Below are 24,095 nucleotides of genomic sequence, written 5' to 3'. Positions count from 1 at the left end.
TGGTGCGCCCGGCACTGCTGCTCCTGGCCTCGCTGCTGCTCCTGGCGGGTTGCGCCACGGGCGCGATGGGAGGCTCTGGCGACGTGGACGGGGAGGTGTCCACCTGTGCCACCCAGGCGCTTGCCCCGGGTTGGCTCGACCTCTCCTCTGGCGATTCCCAGGCGCTCCTGGAGCCCTTCCTCTCCTGTGCCTCGCCCGGCGACTTCCTCGCCTTGCAGCGGCGCGTGGACATGCCCCGGCTGGTGGCGCGGTTGGATCCATGGAGCGCCGTGCGGCTCGGGGCGCTGGGGCCGGTGTGCGAGGAGGCATCTGGCCCGCTCAACCGCCAGCGCACCGTCTTCCTGCTCCAATCGCTGGAGCACTACGGCGCCGCCAACACCGAGGTGCTCGCCCACTTCGTCCTCGACTCCTGCCATGACGATGATCTGAAAGACATCCTCCGCCTGCTCGCCGAGGACAAGCGGCTCACGGAGCTGCTCGAGCAACTGCCTTCCCTGGGCCCGGCGCTGGAGGCGAGAGGAATCCAGCCCTCGGCTCACACCGAACGCGACTTCCAATGGAGTGATGTGGGCCGAGGTCTGTCCCGCGCGGCGAAGGACGCACTGTCCACCAGCCCCGTGGTGAACGGCGCCCAGTCCACGCTCATGGCGTTGCAGGCGCGCAAGGCCCAACTGCCACCGCCCTACCAGCGGGCGCTCGACGCGGTGGAGCACGAGCAACTCGAGCGGCGATTCTCGGCGGGCTCCGTGGCGGTGGGCGTCGTGGACCACATGACCTTCGGAGTGCCACTGGGCTTCTACGGCCTGGTGGCCGGGACGGGCCAGGGGGCGCACTCGCTGGTGCGGGGCAGGTACGAGCAGGCCGTGCGCGAACTGGCGCCCGCGGCCATGCTGGTGGCGCTCTACGCGGGAGGGAGGGGCGCGGCCTGGCTCTCCGAGGGCCGAGGCGTCCCGGGAGTAGGGACGCGGGTGTTGAGTGGACTGGAGGTGGTGGAGTCGCGGGTGAAGGGCCTCCAGGACATGGCGCGGCGGGGGCGGGAGCTGTTGGGCGAGGAGGGGATGCGAGAGCTGGCCGGATACATCCGCGCCAGGAGGGAAGCGGGACGCCTGGTGGCTGTCGGGGGGGTGGATGCGGCCCTGGCGTTGCACGAGACGCGGGGGAACGTCGCCCAGGCCCAGGCAATGCTGTCCAGGGCCCACCCCGAGGCCACGGGCTCCTCGACGGGAAGAGGCGGCACGAAAGGCGCCTCCGCGGCGAATGAAGCCGCACGCCCCTCGCTGAAACAGGGCGGCGTCATGGAGCACCCCGCTACCCTGGCCGCATGGGTGGATGAGCGGTCGGGCTTCACCCGGGAGGTGGTACAAGCCAAGCTCGCGGCGGCGGAACTCGAAACCGCGAGCCCGCGCCTGCCCAGGAACGTGGCGGTGCTGGAGAAGCAGCGTCCCTCGCTCGATGCCTCGCCGCCCGCGGCCCAGGGCAATCCGCGCTGGAGCGAGTACGTCGCCTACTACGAGAGGCGCCTGGCGGAAATAAAGGAGGGCAAGTCCTCCAAGGGTCCTCTGCGCTGGGATGCCTATGAGCGGCTGTGGGGGTGGTTCACCCGCGGGCTGGCCTTCGAGCGTGTCATGGTGGAGCGGCTGAAGGCCGACGCGGCGCTGCCCCGAGCCCAGCGCCGCTTTCTCGGTGATTTCAACAAGCCCCCATCGACGCACCCCCTCATTGTCGCAATGGTCGCGAAATTCGGTGGTCATCACCCATCCACTCCATCCGTTCGCAGGCCGTAGGCTTCCTCTGCTACAGCACATCCGGCACCTCGGACGCCCTTGTGTCGTGCTGCTCTTTCCTGATGGCCGACCCGCCAAGCTCCCCGAGGACTGGACGGACTTGAGGCCCTGGCCCACTCCGGTCGAGTTCCGAGGGAAATGTCCGAAGCTACACCCTGAATCGCTCCGCGAGCTGAGTGCCCTTCTTGACGACTTGAAGCATAGGTCGCAGCCTTATGACCAGAAAAGTAGTACGTCGAACGAGAAGCCCCCACGGTCGGCCACCGCCGGGCACGCTCTACGCCGCACTGACTGCGGCGGCCCGGCACGAGCTGCTGGGCGTGCTGGCCGACGTGCTGCTCAAGGCCACCACCGAAGCTCCCTCAAGACACGAGACAAGCGATGACCACCAAGATTCGGCCCGAGCACCTGGCCAGACCCGCTCTGGTGTACATCCGCCAGTCCACCCTGTTGCAGGTCCATGAGCATCGCGAGTCGACCGAACGCCAGTACGCCCTGGTGGAGCTGGCCAAGACGCTCGGCTGGGACGCCGCCCAGGTCGAGGTCATTGATGAGGACCTCGGCCAGAGCGGCGCCAGTGCAACCCAGCGCAAGGGCTTCCAGCGGCTGACGGCCGAGGTCAGCCTCGGCAAGGTGGGCGCCGTCTTGTCGCTGGAGGTGTCACGCCTGGCGCGCTCCTCGGCGGATTGGCATCGGCTGCTGGACCTGTGCGCGCTCTCCGACACGCTCATCATCGATGACGATGGTGTCTACGACGCCAACGATTTCAACGACAGGCTGGTGCTGGGCATGAAGGGCACCATGAGTGACGCCGAGCGCCACTCCATGCACCTGCGCCTGCGAGGCGGCATCCTGCACAAGGCCAAGAAGGGAGAGCTCGTCTTCCCCCCTCCCACCGGCTACGTCTTCGACAACGGCGCGCTCGTCATCGACCCCGACGAGCAGGTGCAGAAGGCCATCCGCCTTCTCTTCGAGCGCTTCCGCCTGGAAGGCAGTGTCAGCGGCACCGTGCGTTACTTCGCCCGCAACAAGCTGCTCTTCCCCTCGCGGCATGCCCACCGGGGCGCTCCCGCCGAAATCCGTTGGCATGCGCTGGACGTCCCGCATGCCCTCTCCATCCTGCGCAATCCGGTGTACGCCGGTGCCTACGTCTGGGGACGCACCCATGAGCGGCGTGTCCTCGTCAAAGGCGAGGTGCGTCGCAAGCAGGAGAAACTCGAGGCCCGTGAGCAGTGGCATGCATTCTTCCGCGATGCACACCCCGGGTACATCACCTGGGAACAACATCTGGAGAACTTGAAACGGATAGAAGAAAATGCGGTCAGGAGCGGGTATGTCCATGGACGCGGCGCTCCTCGCAATGGACAGGCGCTCCTCCAGGGGCTGGTGCTGTGTGGCAAGTGTGGCCGACGGATGAGCCCTGTCTACCCCGTCGCCCACTCCCCCAGTTATCAGTGCAGCCGGCACAACTACGGTGAGGGAAACTGCTGGTCCACCGTCGCGCGCCGCGTTGATGACAAGGTGGTGGAGACCATGCTCGCGGCATTCGCGCCGCCCGAGCTGGACCTCTCATTGGCGGTCCTCAAGGAAGTCGAACGGCAGGCCGCGGATGTGGACCGCCAGTGGAAGTTGCGCCTGGAGCGGGCGCGCTACGAGGCTCAGCACGCCGAGCGCCAGTACAACGCTGTGGAACCGGAGAATCGAGTAGTGGCCCGCACGCTGGAGACACGCTGGAATCAGAAGCTCCAGGAACTCGCTCAGGTGGAGCACGAATACGAGCAGGCCAGGAGTACGCGCAAGCTGGAACTGTCGGAAGAGGACAAGAAGAAGATACTGGCGCTCGCTCGTGATCTGCCTGGCCTGTGGAACGCGCCGACCACGACCAACTCGGACAAGAAACGGATACTGCGGCTGCTCGTCCAGGAAGTAGTGCTCTTGCCGGTGGAAGTGCCAAAGCGCGCCATCCGCATCCGAATCCTCTGGAAGACGGGGGCCATCACGGAGTTGCTGGTACCTCGGCCGACCATGCATGAGGCCAGAAGGACGCCGCCACAGGTCATCGCCGAAATCCGGCGCCTGGCCCAGCAGCACTACTCCGATACGCAGATAGCCGAGGACCTCAACCGGCGTGGCTTCAAGAGCGGCCTGCGCCGCGCCTTCAACACGCGGCTCGTGGCGGTCCTTCGTACGCGACGCAACATTGCTGCTGGGCGACGCCCGGGAGGATGCAACACGCAAATGCCCGAGCGCGACGAGCAGGGGCTCTATTCCACCAGAGGACTGGTCGTGCATTTCGGGGTGACGGTCGCGATGATCCACCACTGGGTCAGACGCGGCCTGCTCATCCCCGTGCACAGCCGCACGCCCATGCCCAAACGTGGGACGGAGCCCTTCTGGTTCGAGATGACGCCCCAACTGGAGGCGCTGCTGGCCAAGGCGCGCGCCCAGGGCTACGAGCCGGGCAAGCCACCGCCCGGCCTACACGTCAGTGGCCGCCCGCGCCCGCCGAGCCGTCTGCCAGATGGCCGCTACTCCACTAGCGGCCTCGTCGAGAAGTACGGAGTAACTTGGAACACCGTGCGGTACTGGATAAGGAAGGGCATCCTCACGCCCGAGCGCACTCTGCCGGGGGGCAGTTTCTGCTTCCGGCTGACACCCGCGGTCGAGCAGCGCATCCAGGCAGCCCTCACTCGAGGAAGGCGGTCACGTGGGTCCAAGCAAAACCACCGTCGTCACATCGATTCCCACTAACACAGGTGTTCTGATGCCAGTTCCAACAAGCCTCGCATCGAAACCTATGTAGGCGTGAGAAAGCCGGACACGGGCCTGCGCTTCGTGGATGTGCTCATCATTGAAGAGGGTGAAGTCGCTGGACGGCAACCTCGTGTCGAGACGTTCAGCTTCAAGAGTCGAGACCTTTCGGGATTGGATCTCGATGGCTTGAGAGTGCAGATGATTGAAGACGCAGGGGAAGCTCTGCGGAAGTATGGTGAGACATTGGATACCCGCCGAGACTCTCTCCAGTCCCTCCTTTCTCAGGGCCGCATGGTGTCAGTCTCAAGGGTTCGCCTCGTCTACGAAGGAAATGGACTCATGCCCGGAGATTCAAGGACATTGAACAGAGCTGTGAGCGAGGCCAGGGCAGAAGTGCCGGAAGTGGAGGTGCTGTTTCAATGAAAACGCTGAGCGTGCACGCTTTGAAGCCGGAGGACAGCATCTGGGTTGACTTCGTAGGTGATGTGGATCCTCAAGCCGCAAGGGAGAGTGAGCTGGATCCCTTTCTCCAGGCGCTCGAAGAGTACGCCGACGGATGGATGCCGAACGTCGTCAAGGGCAAGCGAAAACGCAAATACTCTCGCGCATCATTCTGGCAGGCGCTGGATGAGGGGCGCTCTGGAAACAGCTCAAGCCTTGGGCTCTACCGGACGGAGTTGCCCGCTATGGATGGTTGTTTTGGGCTAAGGCACCCACCGCGTCCGCCCCAACTGGACATCCTCATCAACGTGAAGCCTCTCTCCTTCTTCGCGGAGGCAGAGCGCTGCCGGAAGTTCGTGGAGATGGTTCGCGCCTGGGCCTGTCGCTACCCGGTCGCTCATGCCTCCGCCCATAGCTCCGATGACTCGAATCTGGCGGGCGCTCCCAGTTTTGGCCGCGATGACGAGACACAAAGAAGAGACGGGTTCGACAAGATCTACGAGGTGTTCTGGCTCAACGTCTTCGGCCCCAAGCTCGTGCGGTCCGTCGGCCGCGAGCGCGTACTGTCCACGCCTGCCTGGAGGGTGGAGGAGTTGCCCAATGGCTGCGTTCTCCTGGTGACATGGCCCACGGCGGCGGACTTCGCCAGTGACGAGGCACGCCTCGCCCAGGCCCGTGCCCATGCCCACCTCCGGCCGGACCTGGACTTCGACACCGTGCTGCGCACCCTGCGCGAGCGCAGCGCCTTGCTCGCCCCCGTGGAACCTCGCTTCCACCCGGACCTGGCGCCGCTGCTCTCCCGCGTGGTGGACGACGTCGCCAGCTATGAACGCCAGCGGAAGATCGCCGGGTTCAACGCCTGGCAGCCGCCCGAGCCCGAGGAATGGGCTCCCGCCTCCTCGGCTCTCCCCTCGGACGTGGACGACCCGGCAGTAGCGCGCGCGCACTACGACACCCTCGCCGAGCACCTCGTGGCCTTGCTGCACACAAAGGTGCCCTCCGTCTTCGAGGCGACGCCCGAGTCGCTCACGGACGCCGACTTCTACTTCTGGCACGAGCACTTCCCGACGCGCTATCTGCCGGAGGCCATCGAGCGATACGCGATCCCCGCGGTGGGCGCCTACCTGGGCGAGGTGCTGGTGCGCCACCTCGGAGGCCAGTGGATTCCGCGCCAGAAGCTCGAGGAGGCCCAGGTGCTCGTGGGCAGCCGCGTCTGGTTTCCCTTTGTCCGGGCGCGCCACTACCTGCGCTCGCGCCAGTCGCTCCTGGACTACTCCCTCACCTGGCTGTACCGCGTGGCCGAGCGGCACCGCTCCTGAGCCCCAGGGCTCCTCACCGCGGGGGCTTCTTGTTGCCCAGCCACCGGCTCACACGCACCTTGCCGAAGCGCTTGCCGAACAGGAACCAGGTGAAGGTGGCCCCGAAGAGCCCCGCCGACAGGGCGAGCCCCAACAGGCCCAGCACGGGCAGGCCGTGGAACTGCCAGGGCCCCGTCTGCGCGAAGGAGATGAACACCCCCACGATGGTGCCGCACGCGCACAGGCCCAGGAACATCACCAGCGCCGCGCTGCGCAGGCTGTCGTTGAGCCGGTCGAACTGCTCGGCCCGCACCGTCACGCTGAACTTCCCCGACTCCAGATCCAGCAGGATCTGCGACAGCTGCGTGGGCAGGTCCGCCGCCATCGACTGGAAGCGCAGCAGGGTGCGCATCAGCCCGCCCTGCAACTGGCTCGGATCGTACCGGTCCGCGAGCAGCTCCTTGGCGTAGGGCATCGCCACCTCGAGCACGTTCATGTCCGGGTAGAGGCTGCGCAGCATGCCCTCGGTGGCCACCGAGGCCCGGCCGAGCAGGGCGTACTCCTTGGGCACGCGGATGTGGTAGCGCACCGCCAGATCCAACAGGTCGCGCATGAGGCTGCGCGAGTCCACCTCGCCCAGCGTCGTGGTGAGGTACTTGCCGAGCAACGTCTCGATGTCGTTGCGGAAGCCCATCAGGTTGGCGCGCGAGTCCGGCGCGCCCACGCGGTAGAGGATGCGCGCCACCGAGTCGCTGTCCTTGAGCGCCACCGCCATCACCAGCATGACGAGCGTCTCCTGCATGACGCGCGTGAGCCGGCCCACCACGCCGAAGTCCAGGAGCGCCAGCCGGTTGCCTTCCAGCACGAGCAGGTTGCCCGGGTGCGGATCCCCATGGAACAGCCCGTCCTCGAAGAGCTGCCGGAAGCTCGTGTCGAGGATGTGGCCGGCCACCTCGCGCCGGTCCTCGGGGGACAGCTGCGCCTGGCTCACCTTCACGCCCCGGACGAACTCCATCGTCAGCACCGTGCGGCTGCTGAGCGCCTCGTACACGCGCGGAATCGTCATGTACGGCCGGTTGCGGTGGTTCTCGAGGAAGGCGCGGATGTTGGCCGCCTCGTGCACGAAGTCCAGCTCCTCGTGGATGGCCCGGTCGAACTCGTCGATGATGCCCGTGGGCGAGTAGAGGCTCGTCTCCTCCACCACGGCCTCCAGGAGCCGCGCGAGCGAGCGCAGCACGGCCAGGTCCGAGTCGATCTGCTCGGCGATGCCCGGCCGCTGCACCTTCACCACCACCTCGTCGCCCTCGAGCGTCACCGCGCGGTGCACCTGGGCGATGGACGCCGCGGCCAGGGGCTTGGGATCGATCTCCCGGAAGAGTTCCGAGGCGTCGCTGCCGAGCGACTCGCGGATGCGCGCGTACACCTGCTCGAGGGGGAAGGGCTCCACGTGATCCTGCAGCGTGGCCAGCTCCTCGACGTACTCGCCGGGCAGCAGATCCGCGCGCGTGGAGAGCACCTGCCCGAGCTTCACGAACGAGGGGCCCAGGTCATTGAGGAGCATCCGGAAGCGCCGCGCGGTGCTGGCGCGCTGCGTCTCGGCGGAGACCTCCACCTTCTCGCGGCGGCCGAGCAGCCGCCACACCCCGGCCCGCTCGAACCACTCGCCGAAGCCGTGGCGCGCTGCGATGACCCCAATCTGCCGGAGGCGGTTCAAGTCCTGGAAGAGCACGGTGGGGGGCACCTTTCCACGGGCCCGGGCGCCCGGCAAACCCCAAGAATTTCAGGGTGCGTCCGTCCTCGGGTCCGGCGCGGGCTCGGACGCGGGGGAGGCCGGGGCGAAGCGCAGCAGCAGGTAGCCCACCACCGCGGACAGGAGCGAGCCCAAGAGGATGCCCAGCTTCGCCTCCGCCAGCAGGTGGGGCTCGTTCGCGAACGCCAGCCCCGCGACGAACAGCGCCACCGTGAAGCCGATGCCCGCCACCACCGCCACCCCATGCAGCTGCCCGAGCCGCGCCCCGCCCGGCATCTCCGCGAGTCCCGCCTTCACACTCGCCCAGGTGAACAGGAAGATACCCGCCTGCTTGCCCACGAAGAGGCCGGCCATCACCCCCAGGGGCAGGGGGGCGAGCAGATCCGCCAGGTGCATGCCGCGCACGGAGATGCCGGAGTTGGCCAGGGCGAACAAGGGGACGATGCCGTAGCCCACCCAGCCGTGCCACAGGTGCACGAAGCGGGTGAGCGGCGGCTCGATGTCCTCCAGCCGCTCCTCGATGTACAGCAATTGGCCACTGCGCACCTCCTCGTCCTCGGGCTCGTTGAGGAGCTGAGCGACGAACCCGTGCAGCTCCTGCAGCACCTCCCGGCCGCGGCGCGTGGGGCGCGCGGGAATCATCATGCCGGTGATCACCCCCGAGATGGTGGCGTGCACGCCGCCGTGGTGCAGGGCGTACCAGAGCGCCGTGCCCAGCAGCGCGTACACCACGCCATTGCGCACGTAGTAGTGGTTGCAGGCCCACAACACCCCGGTGACGGCCAGCGCCCCGAGCAGCCACGACACGTGCAGTCCCGTGCCGTAGAAGAGGGCGATGACCAGGATGCCGCCGATGTCGTCGAAGATGGCGAGCGCCGTGAGGAACACCACCAGGCCGTGGCTCACCCGCCCCTTGAGCAGGGTGAGGCACCCGATGGCGAAGGCGATGTCGGTGGCCATGGGGATGGCCCAGCCCTTGAGCGCCGGGGTGCCCGCGTTGAACGCCGCGTAGAGGGCCGCCGGCACCACCATGCCCCCCAGCGCGGCGATGAGCGGCAGCAGGGCCCGGGAGGGGGAGCGCAGCTCGCCCGTGGCCAGCTCGCGCTTGATCTCCATCCCCACGAGGAAGAAGAAGATCGCCATCAACCCGTCGTTGATGAACTCACGCACGGTGAAGTGGAAGAGGGTCTCGCCCAGGCCGAGCGCCAGGGGGGCCTCGAAGATCGCCTCGTAGCCGTGGGCCCACGGGGAATTGGCCCAGACCATGGCGGCCACGGCGCATAGCGCCAGGAGGATGCCGCTGCTGGCCTCGAGTTTGAAGAAGGCCTGGACGGGGGCGACGGCGGCCCGGAACAGCCGGGGGACGGGAGGCACGGGGCGAGGGTCCATGGGTTGGGACAGTTCGCACACCTGCGTCCACTTGGGCCACGGTTTTAGTCGGGGCTCACACCGATTTTCCCCAACCCGGGGCGTCTGCCCTCCAAGCGGGCATGGGCCCATGGGCGGAGTAGGCGTGAACGGGTGGACGGCGGAGGTCAGATGTTCTGTTGATCCCCGACGGGACGCGTGAGACAAGAGGCGGCGATGGGCGCGACGCAGGCGAAGGCAGTCAAGGGCAGCGGGGACGAGGGCGAGGCGGCGGTGGAGGGGGCGGGCGAGCCCTCGGCCGGGGCGCGGGAGATTGGCGCGCTCACCCCGATGATGCGGCAGTACCTCGAGGTGAAGGCGCTCAATCCGGACGCCATCCTCTTCTTCCGGCTGGGGGACTTCTACGAGATGTTCTTCGAGGACGCGGTGCGCGCCTCGGAGCTCTTGCAGATCACCCTCACCGCGCGGGCGAAGAACGCAGAGAAGGTGCCGATGGCGGGGGTGCCGTACCACTCGGCGCGGCGCTACATCGCGCGGCTGGTGGAGCACGGGCTCAAGGTGGCCATCTGCGAGCAGGTGGAGGAGCCGGGGGCGGCCGGGCCGGGCATCGTGCGGCGCGAGGTGACGCGGGTCATCACGCCCGGCATGGTGCTGGACGAGGAGGCGCTGGAGCCGCGCGCGAGCAACTTCCTGGCGGCGGTGTACCCGGGGGCCGAGGGCTTCGGGGCGGCGCTGCTGGAGGCGTCCACGGGGGAGTTCTTCTCCCTGGAGGCGGAGACGACGCAGGAGCTGGTGGAGGCGCTGGCGCGGGTGGAGCCGCGCGAGCTGCTGGTGCCCGAGGGGCATCGGGACTCGCCGGAGACGGCCGTGGTGGTGTCCCGGCTCTCGCGAGCGCCGGCGGTGGCGGAGCTGGAGAAGGCGGCGTTCGAGCCCGCGCGGGCCGCGGCGTTCCTGCGCGGCCACTTCGCGGTGCAGTCGCTGGAGGCGTTCGGACTGCAGGACGCGCCCCTGGCCACGGGGGCGGCGGGCGCGGCGCTGCGCTACCTCAAGGACACGCAGAAGACGGACGCAGCGCACGTGGACAGGCTCAGCCGCCAGCATCGCGGCGGGCACCTGCTGATGGACGAGTCCTCACGGGCCAATCTCGAGGTGCTGCGCACGCTGCGCGATGGCGGGCGCAAGGGCTCGCTCCTGGGGGTGTTGGATCGGACGGCCACGGGGTTGGGGGCGCGCAAGCTGGCGCGCTGGCTCGGGGCGCCCCTGTGCTCGCGGCCGGAGATCACCGCGCGCCTGGACGCGGTGGAGGAGCTGTCGCAGCGCAGCGTCTGGCGCGAGGAGCTGACGGTGGCCCTCAAGGAGGTGGGGGACATCGAGCGGCTGTGCGGCCGGCTGTCCCTGGGGGCGGGCAACGCGCGGGACTTGAGGGGGCTGGCGGTGTCGCTGGCGCAGCTGCCGCGGCTCGCGGCGGTGCTGGCGCGCTGCGAGGCGGGGCTGCTCAAGGCCCTGGGCGGGCCGCTCGGGGCGCTGCCGGAGCTGACGGAGCTGCTGCTGCGGGCGGTGGTGGACGAGCCGCCACCGACGCTCAAGGAGGGCAACTTCATCCGCCCGGGCTTCCACGCCGAGCTGGACAAGCTGGTGGCGCTCGCCACGCAGGGCAAGGACTACCTGCTGCTGATTGAAACGCGCGAGAAGGAGCGCACGGGCATCGGCTCGCTGAAGGTCCGCTACAACCGGGTGTTCGGGTACTACCTGGAGGTGACGAAGTCGAACCTGCACCTGGTGCCGGCGGATTACATCCGCAAGCAGACGATGGCGGGGGCCGAGCGCTTCATCACGCCCGAGCTCAAGGAGTACGAGGAGAAGGTCCTCACGGCGGACGAGCAGCGGGGCACGCTGGAGCTGGAGCTGTTCGAGCAGCTGAGGGCGCAGGTGGTGAAGGAGGCGCCGCGGCTGCGCTCGGCGGCGGAGGCGGTGGCCACGGCGGACGCGCTGTTGTCGCTGGCGCGGTGCGCGGCCGAGTACGGCTATGTGCGGCCGGTGGTGGACGACTCCGAGGTGCTGAGCATCACGGGGGGGCGCCATCCGGTGGTGGAGCGGATGCTGGGGGCGGGGGAGGCGTTCGTTCCCAACGACGTGAAGATGGACTCGGGCGAGTCGCAGATCCTCATCATCACGGGCCCGAACATGGCGGGAAAGAGCACGGTGATGCGGCAGGTGGCGCTCACGGTGCTGATGGCGCAGGTGGGCTCGTTCGTGCCGGCGAGCGCGGCGCGGATTGGGCTGTGCGATCGGATCTTCACGCGCGTGGGGGCGGCGGACAACCTGGCGCGGGGGCAGTCCACCTTCATGGTGGAGATGACGGAGACGAGCCACATCCTGCACCACGCCACGCGGCGCAGCCTGGTGGTGCTGGACGAGATTGGCCGGGGCACGTCCACGTATGACGGCCTGTCCATCGCGTGGGCGGTGGCCGAGCACCTGCACGACAAGAGCGGGGCGCGCACGCTCTTCGCCACGCACTACCACGAACTGGTGGACCTGGCGCGGGAGAAGCCGCGGGTGAAGAACCTGTGTATCGCCGTGCGCGAGCAGGGGGGCAAGGTGCTCTTCCTGCGCAAGCTGGTGCCGGGTGGGGCCAACCGCTCGTATGGGATTGAAGTGGCGCGGCTGGCGGGCCTGCCTCCGGAGGTGGTGGCGCGGGCGCGGGACATCCTGCAGAACCTGGAGTCGGGCGAGTTCGACGACAATGGGAAGCCCCGGCTGGCGCGGCGCGGCTCCCGGGCGTCGGCGCCGGCGCCGGGTCAGCTCGGCCTGTTCGGCGGAGGCGGGCCGAAGCTGGAGCCCGCGCAGCAGAAGGTGCTGGAGTCGCTCAAGGCGACGAAGGTGGACGAGCTGACGCCGCTCGAGGCGCTCAACCTGCTGGCGGCGCTCCAGCGGGAGCTGAAGTCGTCTTGAGTCCACGTCGTTGAGGCTCTTCCCACCCGAGGGTGGCCCCATACCGGGGCTCCTCGGGCGGGGTTGGCGTGTCGTCGCGCCGTGGCGCGCTCGCTCAACCGATTGTCGCCCATGCGGAAGCCGGACCTGGGGCTCTTGGGTACAAGATGCTCGTTCGTTTCATTCATTCAAATGAACCGTGAAGACAATCCTCAATGACTGTCATTCGCGGTGAGAGACATGACACTGCCGGATGGGAAGGTGCTTTTCGTGGGAGGAGGCACCAGGCCGGGGAGGTGCTGGAGGTGGGAACCTGCAACGTGCCGGGCTCGTCCACCTCGGGCGACACCTACCTGCTCACCCCGCCAGGCCATAGCCTCCATCCTTCCTCAACATCCTTGGGGGCACGCGCTGGGCCGGAACTTGCTCGGCTTGCCATTCGGGTTGGGACTCGGTGCGTTGCGACCCTGGAGCGCACCCGATAATGTGCCGCCCATGCGAGCGGATGGCTCCAAGGGGGCTGAGTCAGCGGGGACGGTGATGGTGGATATCGTGGCGCTCGAGGGTATCAGCTCTCAATCGGCTTATGAGTCCTTTCTCTCCGCCGTGAAGGCCCTCGAGCCCGGCTTCATCGAGGAGTGCTGCGCCGACATCGTTCTCACCTACCACGGTGTGAATCATGCGGTGGAGCAGGTGCTGGGCAGTGGGGCGTCGAGCCTGGGTGGACTTCCCGGCGTCAATGTCGTGGAGCTCTCTCTGCTGCCTCGTCTCGTTCAGGGCCTGGCCTTCGCGGCACTCCGGGTAGAACGCGAGCGCGAGGCGGCTTCGTTCGGCGCCGTGTTCGAGCGCGTGCAGCAGGTGCGGCGCAGGTTACGCAAGGCTGCGGACGCCTTCGCCGAGGCTCATCTGCTTCCCGATTCGGACGTCGATGAGGTCTGGCTGCATGCGCGGCATGATGTTATCGAGGACTGCGTCGCCCTCGTGGCGTTGTTCCGCAGGAACGCGGCGAGAATCGCGGGCCGCTCTCCGGTGACTTCCGAGGAAGTCGATGAGGCGGAGCGGCTCATCGGGCAGTTGCGGATGGTGCTCGGGCAACAGGGGAGCGTGAAGCATGAGGAGAACGCGCTCTTTCGGGCCATCGAGATGCGAGATAGGTTTTGGACGCTGCTCAACCAACGTTACGACGTGCTCTGGAGGTGTGGGGCCTGGCTTTACGGCCGCGCCGTCGCGGAGCGGGTGCCGCCGCTTCCCGTGCGTCCGGCGCTGGTGCGGAGCAACCCGAGCGGTGCGAATGATGGGGCGGCCCCTCGGGTGGACGTCGCGCCGCTGCGAAGCGTGAGCATGCCCGTCCTCGCGCGGGGGAGTGGACCGTCCTCGCCTTCCAAGGTGCCCGAGCGGTCCGCGTCCCGGCATCTGGACGAGCTACAGCGGGAGATGGATCGCAAGACACGGTTCCTGGTCCGCATTGGTGCCATTCCTTCCTCTCGCCGATGAATCTTCAACCTGTCACCATTTCCTCTCTCCGGCGGGAGCAACCGGATGGCCTTCGACATTCGTAAGATTCTCGAGCAGCTCGAGTCAGGAGCTTCCGCGGAGCCGGGGGTTCCCACCTGGCAGCAGGAGAGCTGGGATCGGTCCGAGGAGTTCTTCACCGCGCTCGCCGCGGCCCACGTGGGCCGCGGCGCCCCCCTCAAGAGTCGGGTGGGCCAGCATTACGACTTCTTCCACGATGCCGTGGTGCGCCACGCGAATACGGACCGCATCGCCCTGCGGCTCTACGATCGCCGGAGCGGCTGGCAGGTGCTCGGCTACCGGCAGTTGCACGAGCAGGCGGCGCGGCGGGCCACCGAGTGGGCTCGGCAAGGCGTCAAGGCGGGCGCCAAGGTGTGTTTGCTCTACCCGGTGGGCAGCGAGTTGCTCATCTCCTTCGCGGCGGCCCTGGGCCTGGGCGCGTGCGTCAGCCTGTTGCCACCGCAGGGCCGGCGGTTCATCGCGCACCGGCTGACCACGCTCGCGCCGGACCACATCGCCACCGAGCCCCACCAGATGCTCCTGGTGGCGGGCTTCGAGAAGAAGGTGTTGCAAAGCAAGGGACAGGCCGCTCCGGCCTTCACCTCGCACACGGCCAAGCCAGAAGAGCCCGTGGGCCTGTTGTTCTCCCCGCTGGTGGAGCCCGCGGGCACTCCCGCGGTGTTGACGGCGGAGGATGCATGGCGCGGGGCGCTGGTGGACGGCCTGCTCACCTTCGGCCTGGGTCCGGGCGAGCACCTGTGCGCCCCGGGCTACCACCCTCTGCAACACCTGCCCTCGTTCCTGCTCACCACCTTGCTGCGCGGGGCCACCTACCTCCACCTGGAGTTGGCGGACCTCGAAACGAATCCCGCGCTGCTCACCGAGCACCCGGTGCGCGCGCTGGGCGTCACGCCGGCCTTGAGGGATCTGCTGCTGCGCGCGCGCACGCCGCTCAAGAACGTGGCCCACTGGTTCCGCAACCCCGAGGAGCCCATCGACTGGGTGGCGTGGCGCGCCTGGGTCAAGCAGTGCGGACTGTCCGCGGTGCCCTCCGCCAACGTGCTCGTGGATCCTTGCGCGGGAGGCGCGGTGCTCGCCTCCCCCCGGCAGGTGAGGGAGCTGCACACCGAGGCACCGCCCGCCGCGGGCCGGAGCTGGGCCCTGCGGGACGTGAACATGAGCGGCCAGCTCGCGCCGGGGGACCTGGGTGTCTTCACGCTGCTGCCGGACAAGGACCGGCCCCCGGGCTACGTGGTCCTCACACGCGCCTATGGGGTGTACCACTACGGCGGCCCCCGCTCCGCCCGGCGCGACGGCCGGGTGTACCCCGGGGCCGAGGTCGCTCAGGCCATCGAGCAATTGCCTTTCGTCCGAGGCGCCACGGTGGTGCCCTCGCCCACGGGCGGGGTGGCGGGCCACTACCGGCAGGTGTTGCTCGTCTTCACGGGAGCCCAGAAGCCGAACACGAGTGCCTGGTCGCAGGAGATCCGCCGCTCGCTCGAGTTGCAGATGGGCGGCGAGCACCTGCCTGATCGCACGGAGTTCATTCCCCTGTACGCACGCCGGGTGAAGGGGAGGGTGGATGAGGAGTGGTGCCGCGCGCAGTACCTGACGGGTGCGCTTCACCGGAAGAGCTCGGATCCCCTCTTCCGCTCGCTCACCGAGCTGCGCGGGCACCTGCTGGAAAAAGAAGGCGCGGGTGTGTGAGGATACCCCGTCGCTCCGTGAGGGGCGTCAAGGGAGATGGACCATGGGAGTCCAGGTCGTCATGGGAGCCATGCTGCAGTGCAGCTTCGGGGCGGCTCCTTCGTCGTTGGTGGTGCTGCCCACCAACAAGATCCTGGCCACGACGCCCGCGGCCAACATCATGGACAACAAGCCCCTGGTGAATGTGCTGCCCTTCGGCATGTGCATGTCTCTGGCCAACCCCACGGTGGCGGCGGCGACGGCGGCCGCGATGGGGGTGCTCACGCCCATGCCCTGCGTGCCCGCCACGGCGGCGCCCTGGGTGCCCGGCTGTCCCAAGTTGCTCATCGGCAACATGCCGGCCGTGGACAGCAATTGTAAGTTGATGTGCAACTGGGGCGGCGTCATCCAGGTGGTCTCGCCCGGTCAGGTGGTGGTGCAGAATGGCTGAGCCCGCGAAGCAGTTGTCCCCGCTCCTGCCCCAGTTGCTGACCCAGGCACTGACGGCCGAGGCTCCGGATCTGGAGAGCGCGGATGAGCGGCTGGAGAAGGTCAACAACCTGGTGTCGCGCAGCGACTACGTCGAGGCGGCGCGCGCGGCGCAGGAGCTGTTGGAGCAGGGCCTGTACGATGTGCGCCTGGTCGGCCCCTACCTGATGGGTCTCTTCATGGAGGGCGGCCTGGAGGCGCTGCCGACGCTCTTCCATTCGCTCTCCAGCACGTTGCTGATCAACTGGCAGTACTTCGGGCCGCGCGAGCGCAAGGACGTCTTCGCCGACGCGGGCCTGCGCTGGCTGCTCAAGGTGCTCAACAAGCACATCGAGCACCACGAGCGCCTCAAGAACGAGACGTGGCAGCGCTGGAGCCAGGCGAGCAACCGCGAGCCGCTGGAGCAGGCGCTCGCGCTGAGCGAGGAGATCTTCGCCTCGTTCAACCGGGTGTTACAACGCAATGCCTGCGAGGCGCCCTTCCGCCGGCTCACCCAGTGGATGGAAGGCCATCTGAACTCGCTGCCCGAGCCGGAACCCGAACCCGAGCCAGAACCCGAGCCCGAGCCGGAAGCCGAGGCGGAAGTCGTTCCCGTGCGCACGCGCGCGGCGCCCGCCGAGTCCCCGCGCGCCGCGTCCGCGTCGGCCGGGCCCAGCATCCCGGTGTCGCCGGCGCTGGCGCAGTTGATGCGCAAGCTGGCCGCGTTCGACACGCTCCTCGAGCGGCAGGACTACCGGCGCGCGACGGTGGTGGCGGCCGACGTGCTGCAGGTGGTGGAGCACTTCGATCCGCGCGTGTACCTGCCCGCGCTGTTCTCCCGCTTCTTCGCCGGGTTGAGCATCCGGGCGGATGAAGTGGAGCCGCTGCTGCAGAGCACCGATTCGCTGGGGTTTCGCGCGCTCGATCAGCTCTACCGCGTGGACCTGGAGGCCTTCCTCGCCCAGGAGGAGAACGTGAACGCGGGCGAGGACGAGGAGTAGGGCCATGAACGGCCCGATCGAACAGCGCATCCGCGAGCGCATTCGCGGCTTCGACATCCCCGCGCTGTTGTCGGTGCTCGCCGCGTCCGGGTACGGCGACGCGCAGATCGAGTACCGCAGCCACCGCACCACCGTGCATCAGTCCCACCTGGTGCACGACATCGAGTTCATCCGCGAGCCGGCCAAGCGGGTGATCATCACGGTGAACATGGGGTTGCTCAGCGCGCAGTCCCCGCTGCCCTCGTTCCTGATGCAGACCATGGATCAGCTGGATCATGATCGGCTGGAGCGGTTCGTCGGCTACTTCGATCACCTGCTGCTGCACGAGTGCTTCACGGGCCTGTACCCGGAGCGCGACGAGGCGCTGCTGCCGGGCTGGTCGCAGACGGTGTTGGACCGGCTGCGCATGCTGCGCCCCACGAGTCCCAGCACCCTGCACTGGCTCTTCGCGAAGATCTTCCCCGAGGTGGAGCTCTCGGTGCGCCGCGAGGTGCGCCAGCAGCGGGTCCCCGCGCGCGAGATGCGCCTGGGCGCCACCACGCTGGGGGAGGGGGACTCCATGGGAGGCTTCGCGTCCATTCCCACCGGGGGCATGGAGGTGAAGCTGTATTGCGACGAGCCCATCGCCAGCAATGGCGTGGCGTGGGCCGTCGAGGCCCGTCACCGCTTCGAGACGAAGCTGCTGCCGCTGCTGTCCGAGTCGGTGTTCATGCTCACCGTGTTCCTCGTGCTGCGTGACCAGGCCTCGGTCCTGCGCACGGAGCGTGACAGCTACCTGGGGTATGATCCGCTCCAGGAGGCATCCAACTATACCCAACAGGTCTTGCTCTTCTCGGGAGATACCTCGAGTCCTCCCGAGACCAACGTCGCCGTGTGGAACAAGCGCCCTTGACCCTACTGTTCGCTTTTCTCTACAGTATTAGCCCAGCACACAGTGGGTTGATCCTGCGGCAACCAGGGGTGGCGGAGTCAGGGGTTCTGCAGGAGCTGCAAGCCGACTCGTGTAAGGAGAAGCCGTGCCCATCCAGGACAATCTGCCCAAATCCCGCATCACGCTCACCTATCGCACCAACATCAACGGCCAGTCGGCGGAGGTGAAGCTTCCTTTCCGTGTCGTGGTGATGGGAGATTTCTCGCTCGGCAGCTCCAAGGATCGCCAGCAGGACCTGGAAGAGCGGCAGCTGCGCTCGGTCAACGACACCAACATCAACGAACTGATGAAGGACATGGGCATGTCCGTCTCGTTCGAGGTGGATGACAAGATCAGCACCGACGCGGGCGCGAAGATGTCGGTCACGCTGCCCATCACGGGGATGAAGTCCTTCAACCCCGATGAGATCGTCCACCACGTGCCCAAGCTCAAGGCGCTGATGCTGATGCGCAAGCTGCTGCTGGAGATGCAGTCGGACATCGACAACCGCAAGGAGCTGCGGCGCACGCTCTACGAGCTGTTCTCCGACAAGGAGCAGCTCAACAAGCTGCTGCAGAGCGATCAGCTCAAGGGATTCGCGTCCATGCGCCTGCCCGTGGCGAAGGCGGCCCCGTCCGACTCCGGGCAGCCCGCCCTGGTCGCCGAGACCGTCACCGAGCCGGCCACCGTCAAGGCCTGATCCCCTCTCTCTCCATCCATCTTCTTGCCGGGAAGCCCATCGCTCATGGCCGAAAAAAATTATCTCAACGAGCTGTTCAAGGTCCGTGGTTTCGACGTCCCCCTCAACGCCAATCCGATGATCGGCACCGGTCTGGTGCCCATCGCGCAGGACGAGGAGCAGGTGGGGGGCGAGGAGCGCTTCATGTCCGCGGTGGCGGCGCTGCTCCAGAACGTCGAGCCCATCCAGGACGACGTGGGGCAGGTGCGCTTCGACAAGGGCGAGGTGATGAAGGCCATCGCCCGCATCGATTCGCTCATCGAGGAGCAGATCAACGAGGTGCTCCACAACGAGAAGTTCCAGAAGATGGAGTCGGCCTGGCGCGGGCTGGATGATCTCATCGGCCACACCAACTTCCAGGCCGACATCACCATCGACATCCTGGACGTGGACAAGGAGGAGCTGGCCGAGGACTTCGAGAAGAACTCGAGCAGCATCTTCTCCAGCGCCCTGTTCGACAAGATCTACATCAAGGAGTACGACCAGTTCGGTGGCAAGCCGTACGGGGTGATGCTCGGCCTGTACGACTTCAGCGCCACGCGCGGGGACATCACCTGGCTGGAGCGCATGGCGAAGGTGGCCAACGCCGCGCACTGCCCGTTCATCGCCTCGGCGAGCTACAAGTTCTTCGACTGCGACAGCGTCGAGCAGCTCGAGTCGCTCAAGAACCTGGACGGCGTGCTCAACCACCCGCGCTACGGCCGGTGGAACCAGCTGCGCGACAAGGAAGAGGCCGCGTACATCGGCCTGACGCTGCCGCGCTACGTGGTGCGCCAGCCGTGGGATCCGGACACCAACCCGTGCACCGTGCTCAACTTCAAGGAGGACGCGCAGGGTGATTCGAAGAAGTACCTGTGGGGCAGCGCCGCCTTCCTGATGGGGCGCAACCTGGTGAAGGCCTTCGAGCAGTCCGGCTGGTGCCAGTCCATCCGCGGCCCCAAGGGCGGCGGACTCGTCACGGGCCTGCCGGTGGACACCTTCACCCTGCGCGGCCAGAAGATGATCCAGGCGCCGGTGGAGATCGCGATTCCGGACTACCGCGAGTACGAGTTCGCCCGCAACGGCTTCATCCCGCTCGTCTACCGCAAGGGCTCCAGCGAGGCGACGTTCTTCAGCACCCAGTCCATCAAGCGCGCCCAGAAGTTCAAGGACGCCAAGGACTCGGAGAACTCGCAGCTCGTCACCAACCTGGCCTACACCTTCTCCATCACCCGGCTCGCGCACTACGTGAAGAGCATCATGCGCGACAACATCGGCAGCACCGCCGATGCCGGCTACGTGCAGCGGCAGATCGACGCGTGGCTGTCGGGGTATGTCACCACGGTCGTCAATCCGGATGACCTGACGCTTCGTCGCTTCCCTTTCAAGGCCACCAACGTCATGGTGGAGTCCAGGCCTGGGGAGATCGGCTGGTATGACTGCAAGATCGCCGTCTTGCCGCACATCCAGTTCGAGGGACTCAGCGCGGAGCTGATGTTGGAGTCCCGCCTGGGATGACCGGGCGACCGTCGTAACTTCCATCCAACGACACACAGGAGGAGTTCATGCCTCAATTCGCTCGTTCCCTGGACGTCTACCAGGGCTTCAATTTCAAGAAGGACAAGCAGACGCCCGTGGGCTACATCACGTCCCTGAAGATGGGGGGCATCGCGCTCGCCGCCGATCAGGCGACCATCAAGGATCCGGAGCAGCCGGACAAGACCATCGCCGACAAGGTCGTGGGCGTGCTCAACCACTACATGTGGGAGACGGGCACCACGGATGCGATGTACATGTCCGCGCAGATCTCCACCGAGAACAAGCAGACCCTGGCCGCGGCGCTGCTCGGCTCGTGGTCCAACATCGAGGTGGAAATCAAGTACGTGGTCTACGAGTACGACCCGAAGCTGAAGAAGTATTACAAGTCCAACTCGGTGGACGCCGTGCTCAAGGGCCTGCTGGAGAAGAACGGGGACGAGCTGAACCTGTCGGTGGCGGATGACCCGTCCACCGAGGTGCAGTCGCCCAAGAACTTCACCCTGCAGATCGGCGTGAAGCCGCAGTCGCTCGAGCAGACGGTGAACCTCGCCACGGCGTCCGGCAAGAACCTCGTCAAGCAGTGGGGCATCACCGAGGGCGCCTGACGCGCGTCCTCCCAGGAGTCCACGACATGCAGCGTCACAAGCTCGCGCGGGTCCGCTGGCAGGTTGGCCAGACGCTCCTTCCCGAGCACTTCCGCGCCCAGGACGAATCACTCTCGGCCGAGGCGCGGCTGCATGGCGAGTTGTCCGGGCTGCCCCAGGTCGGCATTGCCTCGCTCGTGTGGAACGAGGCGCTGCTGGCCGAGGGCAGTCTGTCCCTGCCTTCGTTGACCGCCCTCCTGCCGGGAGGCTACCTGGTGGATGTGCCCGGCAACGCCGCCGAGCCCTCGTTCTCGCTCGAGGCCACCGGCCGGGCGGAAGTCACCGTGTACCTCCACCTGATGGATGAGGTGCGGGGCACGGAGGGCGTCCCGCTCTACGCGGATGCACCGCCCACCGTGCAGCGCCTGCTGCAGCGCCTGCTGCTGTCCACCGAGCCCGCCGTGGATCGGGCCCGCTCGTCGCTGGAGTTGATGACGTTCTCCAAGAACCTCGAGGGGGTGTGGAGTCCCTCGGAGCGCCGGGTGCCGCCGCTGCTGCTGGTGGGGCCCAATCCCTTCCTCGAGGGGTTCCTCCGGGAGCTGGACTCCCTGCTGGACAAGGCCCACGGGCAGTTGCGCACGCTGCTCCTGGACAGCTACCAGCGCGGAGAGCGGCTCGCCAGCGCCCGCCGGACGCTGCTCGAGGTGCGCCGCCTGCAGGCGATGCGCGCCGACATGCGCAACGACGTCTTTCCCCACCCGTACCGCTTCTTCGAGGCGCTGCGGCAGTTCTACTTCGAGGTGTGCTGCTTCCTCGAGCTGGTGCCGGACGACTCCATGCCCAGCTACGTGCACGATGATCCGGGCGCGGGGATGTGGGGGTGGATGGAGCTGTTCAACCGCGCCTTCCGTCCCGAGGACACGCGGCTCACCTACAAGCCCTTCGAGTCGCGCGAGGGCCAGTTCGTCCTCGCGCCCCTGCCCACGCTGGAGGAGGGCGTGGCGAGCGAGCTGTACCTGCTGGTGCGCAACGAGGATCCCGGCCGGCCCGCCACCCTCGAGGGAGTGAAGCTCGCGAGCCCCTCGCGCCTGCCCGCCGTGCGCCGCCTGGCGCTCCGGGGAATTCCCCTGGAGCACGTGCCGCATCCCGCCTTCCCCCACGCCTTCGGTCCGGAGATCTCCTGGTACAAGCTCTCGCTGGGCGAGGAGTGGCAGTACGCCGTGCGCGACAATGGCATGGCCTTCTACATCACCCCCGCGCTGCAGGGCACCCAGGTCTTCCTGTTCTGGCGCAAGGCGGGGTGACATGAGCCGCCCCTCCTTCCTGGACAAGTTCACCGGGGCCGCGCCGCGCGCGCCGGGCCGCCAGGGCGAGCTGGAGCGGGTGCGGCTCAACCTCGAGTCCGTGCTCAACACCAAGGAGGGCTACGGCTACTTCGTCGAGGGCTTCGGCCTGGGGCGCTACACGGAGAAGTACGGCACCCAGGAGTTGATGAAGACGCTCACGGGCGAGCTCCTGCACTCCATCCAGGCCCATGAGCCGCGCCTGCAGGACGTGGAGCTGAAGCTGCGCGGCCGGGACTCGGGATTGTGGCTGCACTTCGTGCTCACCGCTACACTGCAGGGCGCCCCCTGCACCCTGCGGCTGCTCTTCCATACCGTGAGCGCGCAGGTGCGGGTAGATGAGGACGAGGAGCGATGATGGAGCGCACGTTCGAGGATCGGCTGTCGGTGTCGCTGACCCTCACCGTGGAGGGAACGGCGCACGAGGTCATCGCGGGCAGCATCAAGCGCGTGGCGCTGGAGCTGTTCAGCTGGGGGTTGCAGGGCGAGGTGGAGTTCCTGCTCATGGACAACCATGCCCAGGGCGGCCAGAACAAGGACGCCCTGCTGGCCTCCTTCCTCAAGCCGGATCTGATCGAGATCACTCTCGGCATCAAGGCCATCCTGCCGCAGGCCTCGGCGCGCGCGGAGCCGACGGAGCTCAAGGTGAAGGGCTTCGTCACCGACAAGTCGCTCGTCGAGGACGCCATCACCACCGGCGACAGCAATCTCATCCTCCATCGCCGCTATGGCATCCGCTTCCAGGACGCCGCCCAGCTCTTGTGGCGCCAGCACCACCCCACGGCCCTCTACACCGGAAAGACGGTCAAGGACGTGCTGGAGGCGCACAAGGGCGAGAAGATCGACCTGAGCTATGACTGGGACGCGGGGCTCGGCTCGTCACACCCCGTGCTCTTCCTGGGCCTGGCGCCCCAGGACGGAGCCAGCTTCTACGACTGGGTGATGTGGTACGTGCACGGCCACGCGGGTGTGTTCACCCACGACTACACGACGCACGGCTACAAGTTCGCGGGCGCCAAGGACACCTCGGGCACGCCGCTCACGTTGAACGCGCTGCACCTGTCGGGCATGGAGGTGCTGATGCCCGAGGTCATCCGCCACGACGTGACGGTGCTCAACGCCACGGCCGTGAGTCCCCAGACCCAGGCCGTCCCTCACACGCACGCCGTCCAGGGCATCCGCCACGACGTGCTGCTGTGCACGCCCATCTCCGACGAGGTGCAGGCACGCGTGGACCTCGAGACGGCCCGGCTCAAGCCGCGCGAGTCCGAGGTGGAGCTCACCTGGCGCTCCTTCCCCGAGAAGGCCGTGGCCCCGGGCGCGCTCGTGAAGTTGCCCGCCAACGATGCCTGGAGCGCCGCGGGGGTGACCAAGGACGAGGTCTTCCGCGTGCGCAGCCTGCACCTGTATGGCGAGGTGGCGGACGAGGATCAGGAAGAGGTGTATGGCGAGGACTACGCCCTGCTGACCCTGAGCCTGAGCACCCGGCTGGAGCGCAAGACCGAGGCCCATGTGGAGCTGCCCGCCTGGCAGCCCCCGGTCTACCCGCGCTACGTCGAGGGCCTCGTCGTCAGCGAGCAGGGCGGGGACGGGGACGAGACGTGGCAGGCCTACACCGATCCGGACACCTCGGTGGAGGGCTACAAGGTGAAGCTGCCGCTCTTCGAGGATCAGATCGTTCCCGCGCCCTTCAACCCCAACCTGCTGCCCGGCCATTTCTACTTCCCGGCCTACAAGGGCGAGCGCGTGCTCGTGGGGCTCGACTTCCAGCGCGCGTGGATCAAGCGCTTCCTGGACTGGCGCGCCGGCGCGCGCATGCCCCAGGCGGGGCAGGGCGTCCAACTGCTCGTGGGCAAGACGCCCGAGAATGGCACCGCGCTCAAGCACTACTACACGGAGGACAAACCCGTGTTCCTCATGCAGCGCACCCATGACAAGGACACCCAGAAGATCCAGCTGAACGAAGGTACGCTGCTCATCCAGGTGAAAGAAGAGCCGTCGTGAA

The 24,095-nt window shown here is 67.4% G+C and carries 19 protein-coding genes; 17 read left to right on the top strand and 2 right to left on the bottom strand.

Translation table 11 applies throughout. The features are described from left to right. Positions 1 to 2 precede the first annotated feature (2 nt). The 5 genes from F0U63_RS25875 to F0U63_RS25855 all read left to right on the top strand — a co-directional run bounded on the left by F0U63_RS25875 (position 3) and on the right by F0U63_RS25855 (position 6,298). Positions 3 to 1,784, top strand: coding sequence for a hypothetical protein (locus tag F0U63_RS25875; protein WP_395833436.1), 1,782 nt, complete (start codon positions 3 to 5; stop codon positions 1,782 to 1,784). Further along, positions 1,684 to 2,169 (top strand): DUF5372 family protein, encoded by a 486-nt coding sequence (locus F0U63_RS25870; protein WP_395833434.1) that lies wholly within the window; start codon positions 1,684 to 1,686, stop codon positions 2,167 to 2,169. The genes F0U63_RS25875 and F0U63_RS25870 overlap by 101 nt, the downstream gene beginning before the upstream one ends. After that, complete coding sequence (locus F0U63_RS25865; RefSeq protein ID WP_395833432.1) at positions 2,166 to 4,535, top strand: recombinase family protein; 2,370 nt, start codon at positions 2,166 to 2,168, stop codon at positions 4,533 to 4,535. The genes F0U63_RS25870 and F0U63_RS25865 overlap by 4 nt, the downstream gene beginning before the upstream one ends. A gap of 84 nt (positions 4,536 to 4,619) precedes the next feature. Then, positions 4,620 to 4,961 carry a hypothetical protein gene (locus F0U63_RS25860; RefSeq protein WP_395833430.1) on the top strand — a complete coding sequence of 114 codons (342 nt, stop codon included), beginning with the start codon at positions 4,620 to 4,622 and terminating at the stop codon, positions 4,959 to 4,961. After that, positions 4,958 to 6,298, top strand: a complete 1,341-nt coding sequence (locus F0U63_RS25855) for a hypothetical protein (RefSeq protein ID WP_395833428.1) — start codon at positions 4,958 to 4,960, stop codon at positions 6,296 to 6,298. The genes F0U63_RS25860 and F0U63_RS25855 overlap by 4 nt, the downstream gene beginning before the upstream one ends. A gap of 13 nt (positions 6,299 to 6,311) precedes the next feature. Here F0U63_RS25855 and F0U63_RS25850 read toward each other — a convergent pair whose 3' ends face one another. After that, a complete protein-coding gene (locus F0U63_RS25850) occupies positions 6,312 to 8,006 on the bottom strand; it encodes an ABC1 kinase family protein (protein WP_395848426.1) in 1,695 nt (564 codons plus the stop codon). A gap of 51 nt (positions 8,007 to 8,057) precedes the next feature. After that, complete coding sequence (gene nhaA / locus F0U63_RS25845) at positions 8,058 to 9,437, bottom strand: Na+/H+ antiporter NhaA (RefSeq protein ID WP_395833426.1); 1,380 nt, start codon at positions 9,435 to 9,437, stop codon at positions 8,058 to 8,060. A gap of 288 nt (positions 9,438 to 9,725) precedes the next feature. On the opposite strand from nhaA, the gene mutS reads away from it, so the two are divergent. From mutS to F0U63_RS25785, 12 genes are all read left to right on the top strand, one after another. Next, on the top strand, positions 9,726 to 12,350 hold the full coding sequence (mutS, locus tag F0U63_RS25840) for a DNA mismatch repair protein MutS (RefSeq protein WP_395848425.1): 2,625 nt from the start codon (positions 9,726 to 9,728) through the stop codon (positions 12,348 to 12,350). 519 nt (positions 12,351 to 12,869) lie between these two features. Next, entirely contained in the window at positions 12,870 to 13,823 is a 954-nt protein-coding gene (locus F0U63_RS25835) for a hypothetical protein (RefSeq protein ID WP_395833424.1), read from the top strand. A 45-nt stretch (positions 13,824 to 13,868) separates the two neighbouring features. After that, entirely contained in the window at positions 13,869 to 15,548 is a 1,680-nt protein-coding gene (locus F0U63_RS25830) for a long-chain fatty acid--CoA ligase (RefSeq protein WP_395833422.1), read from the top strand. 43 nt (positions 15,549 to 15,591) lie between these two features. After that, positions 15,592 to 15,978: a DUF4280 domain-containing protein gene (locus F0U63_RS25825; protein WP_395833420.1), complete on the top strand. Its 387-nt coding sequence runs from the start codon at positions 15,592 to 15,594 to the stop codon at positions 15,976 to 15,978. After that, positions 15,971 to 16,996, top strand: a complete 1,026-nt coding sequence (locus tag F0U63_RS25820; RefSeq protein WP_395833418.1) for a type VI secretion system protein IglI family protein — start codon at positions 15,971 to 15,973, stop codon at positions 16,994 to 16,996. Before F0U63_RS25825 ends, F0U63_RS25820 begins: the two co-directional genes overlap by 8 nt. A 4-nt stretch (positions 16,997 to 17,000) precedes the next feature. Next, the gene (locus F0U63_RS25815; protein WP_395833416.1) at positions 17,001 to 17,888 is read left to right on the top strand and encodes a hypothetical protein; all 888 of its coding nucleotides are present in this window, start codon (positions 17,001 to 17,003) and stop codon (positions 17,886 to 17,888) included. A gap of 124 nt (positions 17,889 to 18,012) precedes the next feature. Beyond that, complete coding sequence (tssB, locus tag F0U63_RS25810) at positions 18,013 to 18,606, top strand: type VI secretion system contractile sheath small subunit (protein WP_395833414.1); 594 nt, start codon at positions 18,013 to 18,015, stop codon at positions 18,604 to 18,606. A gap of 45 nt (positions 18,607 to 18,651) precedes the next feature. After that, complete coding sequence (gene tssC / locus F0U63_RS25805) at positions 18,652 to 20,142, top strand: type VI secretion system contractile sheath large subunit (RefSeq protein ID WP_395833411.1); 1,491 nt, start codon at positions 18,652 to 18,654, stop codon at positions 20,140 to 20,142. 47 nt (positions 20,143 to 20,189) lie between these two features. After that, the gene (locus F0U63_RS25800) at positions 20,190 to 20,768 is read left to right on the top strand and encodes a hypothetical protein (protein WP_395833409.1); all 579 of its coding nucleotides are present in this window, start codon (positions 20,190 to 20,192) and stop codon (positions 20,766 to 20,768) included. Positions 20,769 to 20,794: 26 nt separating this feature from the next. Continuing rightward, positions 20,795 to 22,051: a type VI secretion system baseplate subunit TssK gene (gene tssK / locus F0U63_RS25795; RefSeq protein ID WP_395833407.1), complete on the top strand. Its 1,257-nt coding sequence runs from the start codon at positions 20,795 to 20,797 to the stop codon at positions 22,049 to 22,051. A 1-nt stretch (position 22,052) separates the two neighbouring features. After that, positions 22,053 to 22,448 (top strand): GPW/gp25 family protein, encoded by a 396-nt coding sequence (locus F0U63_RS25790; RefSeq protein ID WP_395833405.1) that lies wholly within the window; start codon positions 22,053 to 22,055, stop codon positions 22,446 to 22,448. After that, positions 22,445 to 24,094, top strand: a complete 1,650-nt coding sequence (locus F0U63_RS25785) for a hypothetical protein (RefSeq protein ID WP_395833403.1) — start codon at positions 22,445 to 22,447, stop codon at positions 24,092 to 24,094. The genes F0U63_RS25790 and F0U63_RS25785 overlap by 4 nt, the downstream gene beginning before the upstream one ends. The last annotated feature ends 1 nt before the right edge of the window (position 24,095 follow it).

It is taken from the genome of Cystobacter fuscus (assembly GCF_044360685.1).
Taxonomy (GTDB): domain Bacteria; phylum Myxococcota; class Myxococcia; order Myxococcales; family Myxococcaceae; genus Cystobacter; species Cystobacter fuscus_C.
Note: the sequence above shows the minus strand (reverse complement) of the source record. Positions and strands in the feature narration are given on the sequence as shown.

Bases quoted from the DNA above. Each gene is read 5' to 3' on its own strand.
- F0U63_RS25800 (WP_395833409.1), top strand. From the start codon at position 20,190: ATGCCTCAATTCGCTCGTTCCCTGGACGTCTACCAGGGCTTCAATTTC.
- mutS (WP_395848425.1), top strand. From the start codon at position 9,726: ATGATGCGGCAGTACCTCGAGGTGAAGGCGCTCAATCCGGACGCCATC.
- F0U63_RS25865 (WP_395833432.1), top strand. From the start codon at position 2,166: ATGACCACCAAGATTCGGCCCGAGCACCTGGCCAGACCCGCTCTGGTG.
- F0U63_RS25815 (WP_395833416.1), top strand. From the start codon at position 17,001: ATGAACGGCCCGATCGAACAGCGCATCCGCGAGCGCATTCGCGGCTTC.
- F0U63_RS25835 (WP_395833424.1), top strand. From the start codon at position 12,870: ATGGTGGATATCGTGGCGCTCGAGGGTATCAGCTCTCAATCGGCTTAT.
- F0U63_RS25855 (WP_395833428.1), top strand. From the start codon at position 4,958: ATGAAAACGCTGAGCGTGCACGCTTTGAAGCCGGAGGACAGCATCTGG.
- tssK (WP_395833407.1), top strand. From the start codon at position 20,795: ATGCAGCGTCACAAGCTCGCGCGGGTCCGCTGGCAGGTTGGCCAGACG.
- F0U63_RS25785 (WP_395833403.1), top strand. From the start codon at position 22,445: ATGATGGAGCGCACGTTCGAGGATCGGCTGTCGGTGTCGCTGACCCTC.
- F0U63_RS25825 (WP_395833420.1), top strand. From the start codon at position 15,592: ATGGGAGTCCAGGTCGTCATGGGAGCCATGCTGCAGTGCAGCTTCGGG.
- F0U63_RS25820 (WP_395833418.1), top strand. From the start codon at position 15,971: ATGGCTGAGCCCGCGAAGCAGTTGTCCCCGCTCCTGCCCCAGTTGCTG.
- tssC (WP_395833411.1), top strand. From the start codon at position 18,652: ATGGCCGAAAAAAATTATCTCAACGAGCTGTTCAAGGTCCGTGGTTTC.
- F0U63_RS25830 (WP_395833422.1), top strand. From the start codon at position 13,869: ATGGCCTTCGACATTCGTAAGATTCTCGAGCAGCTCGAGTCAGGAGCT.
- F0U63_RS25790 (WP_395833405.1), top strand. From the start codon at position 22,053: ATGAGCCGCCCCTCCTTCCTGGACAAGTTCACCGGGGCCGCGCCGCGC.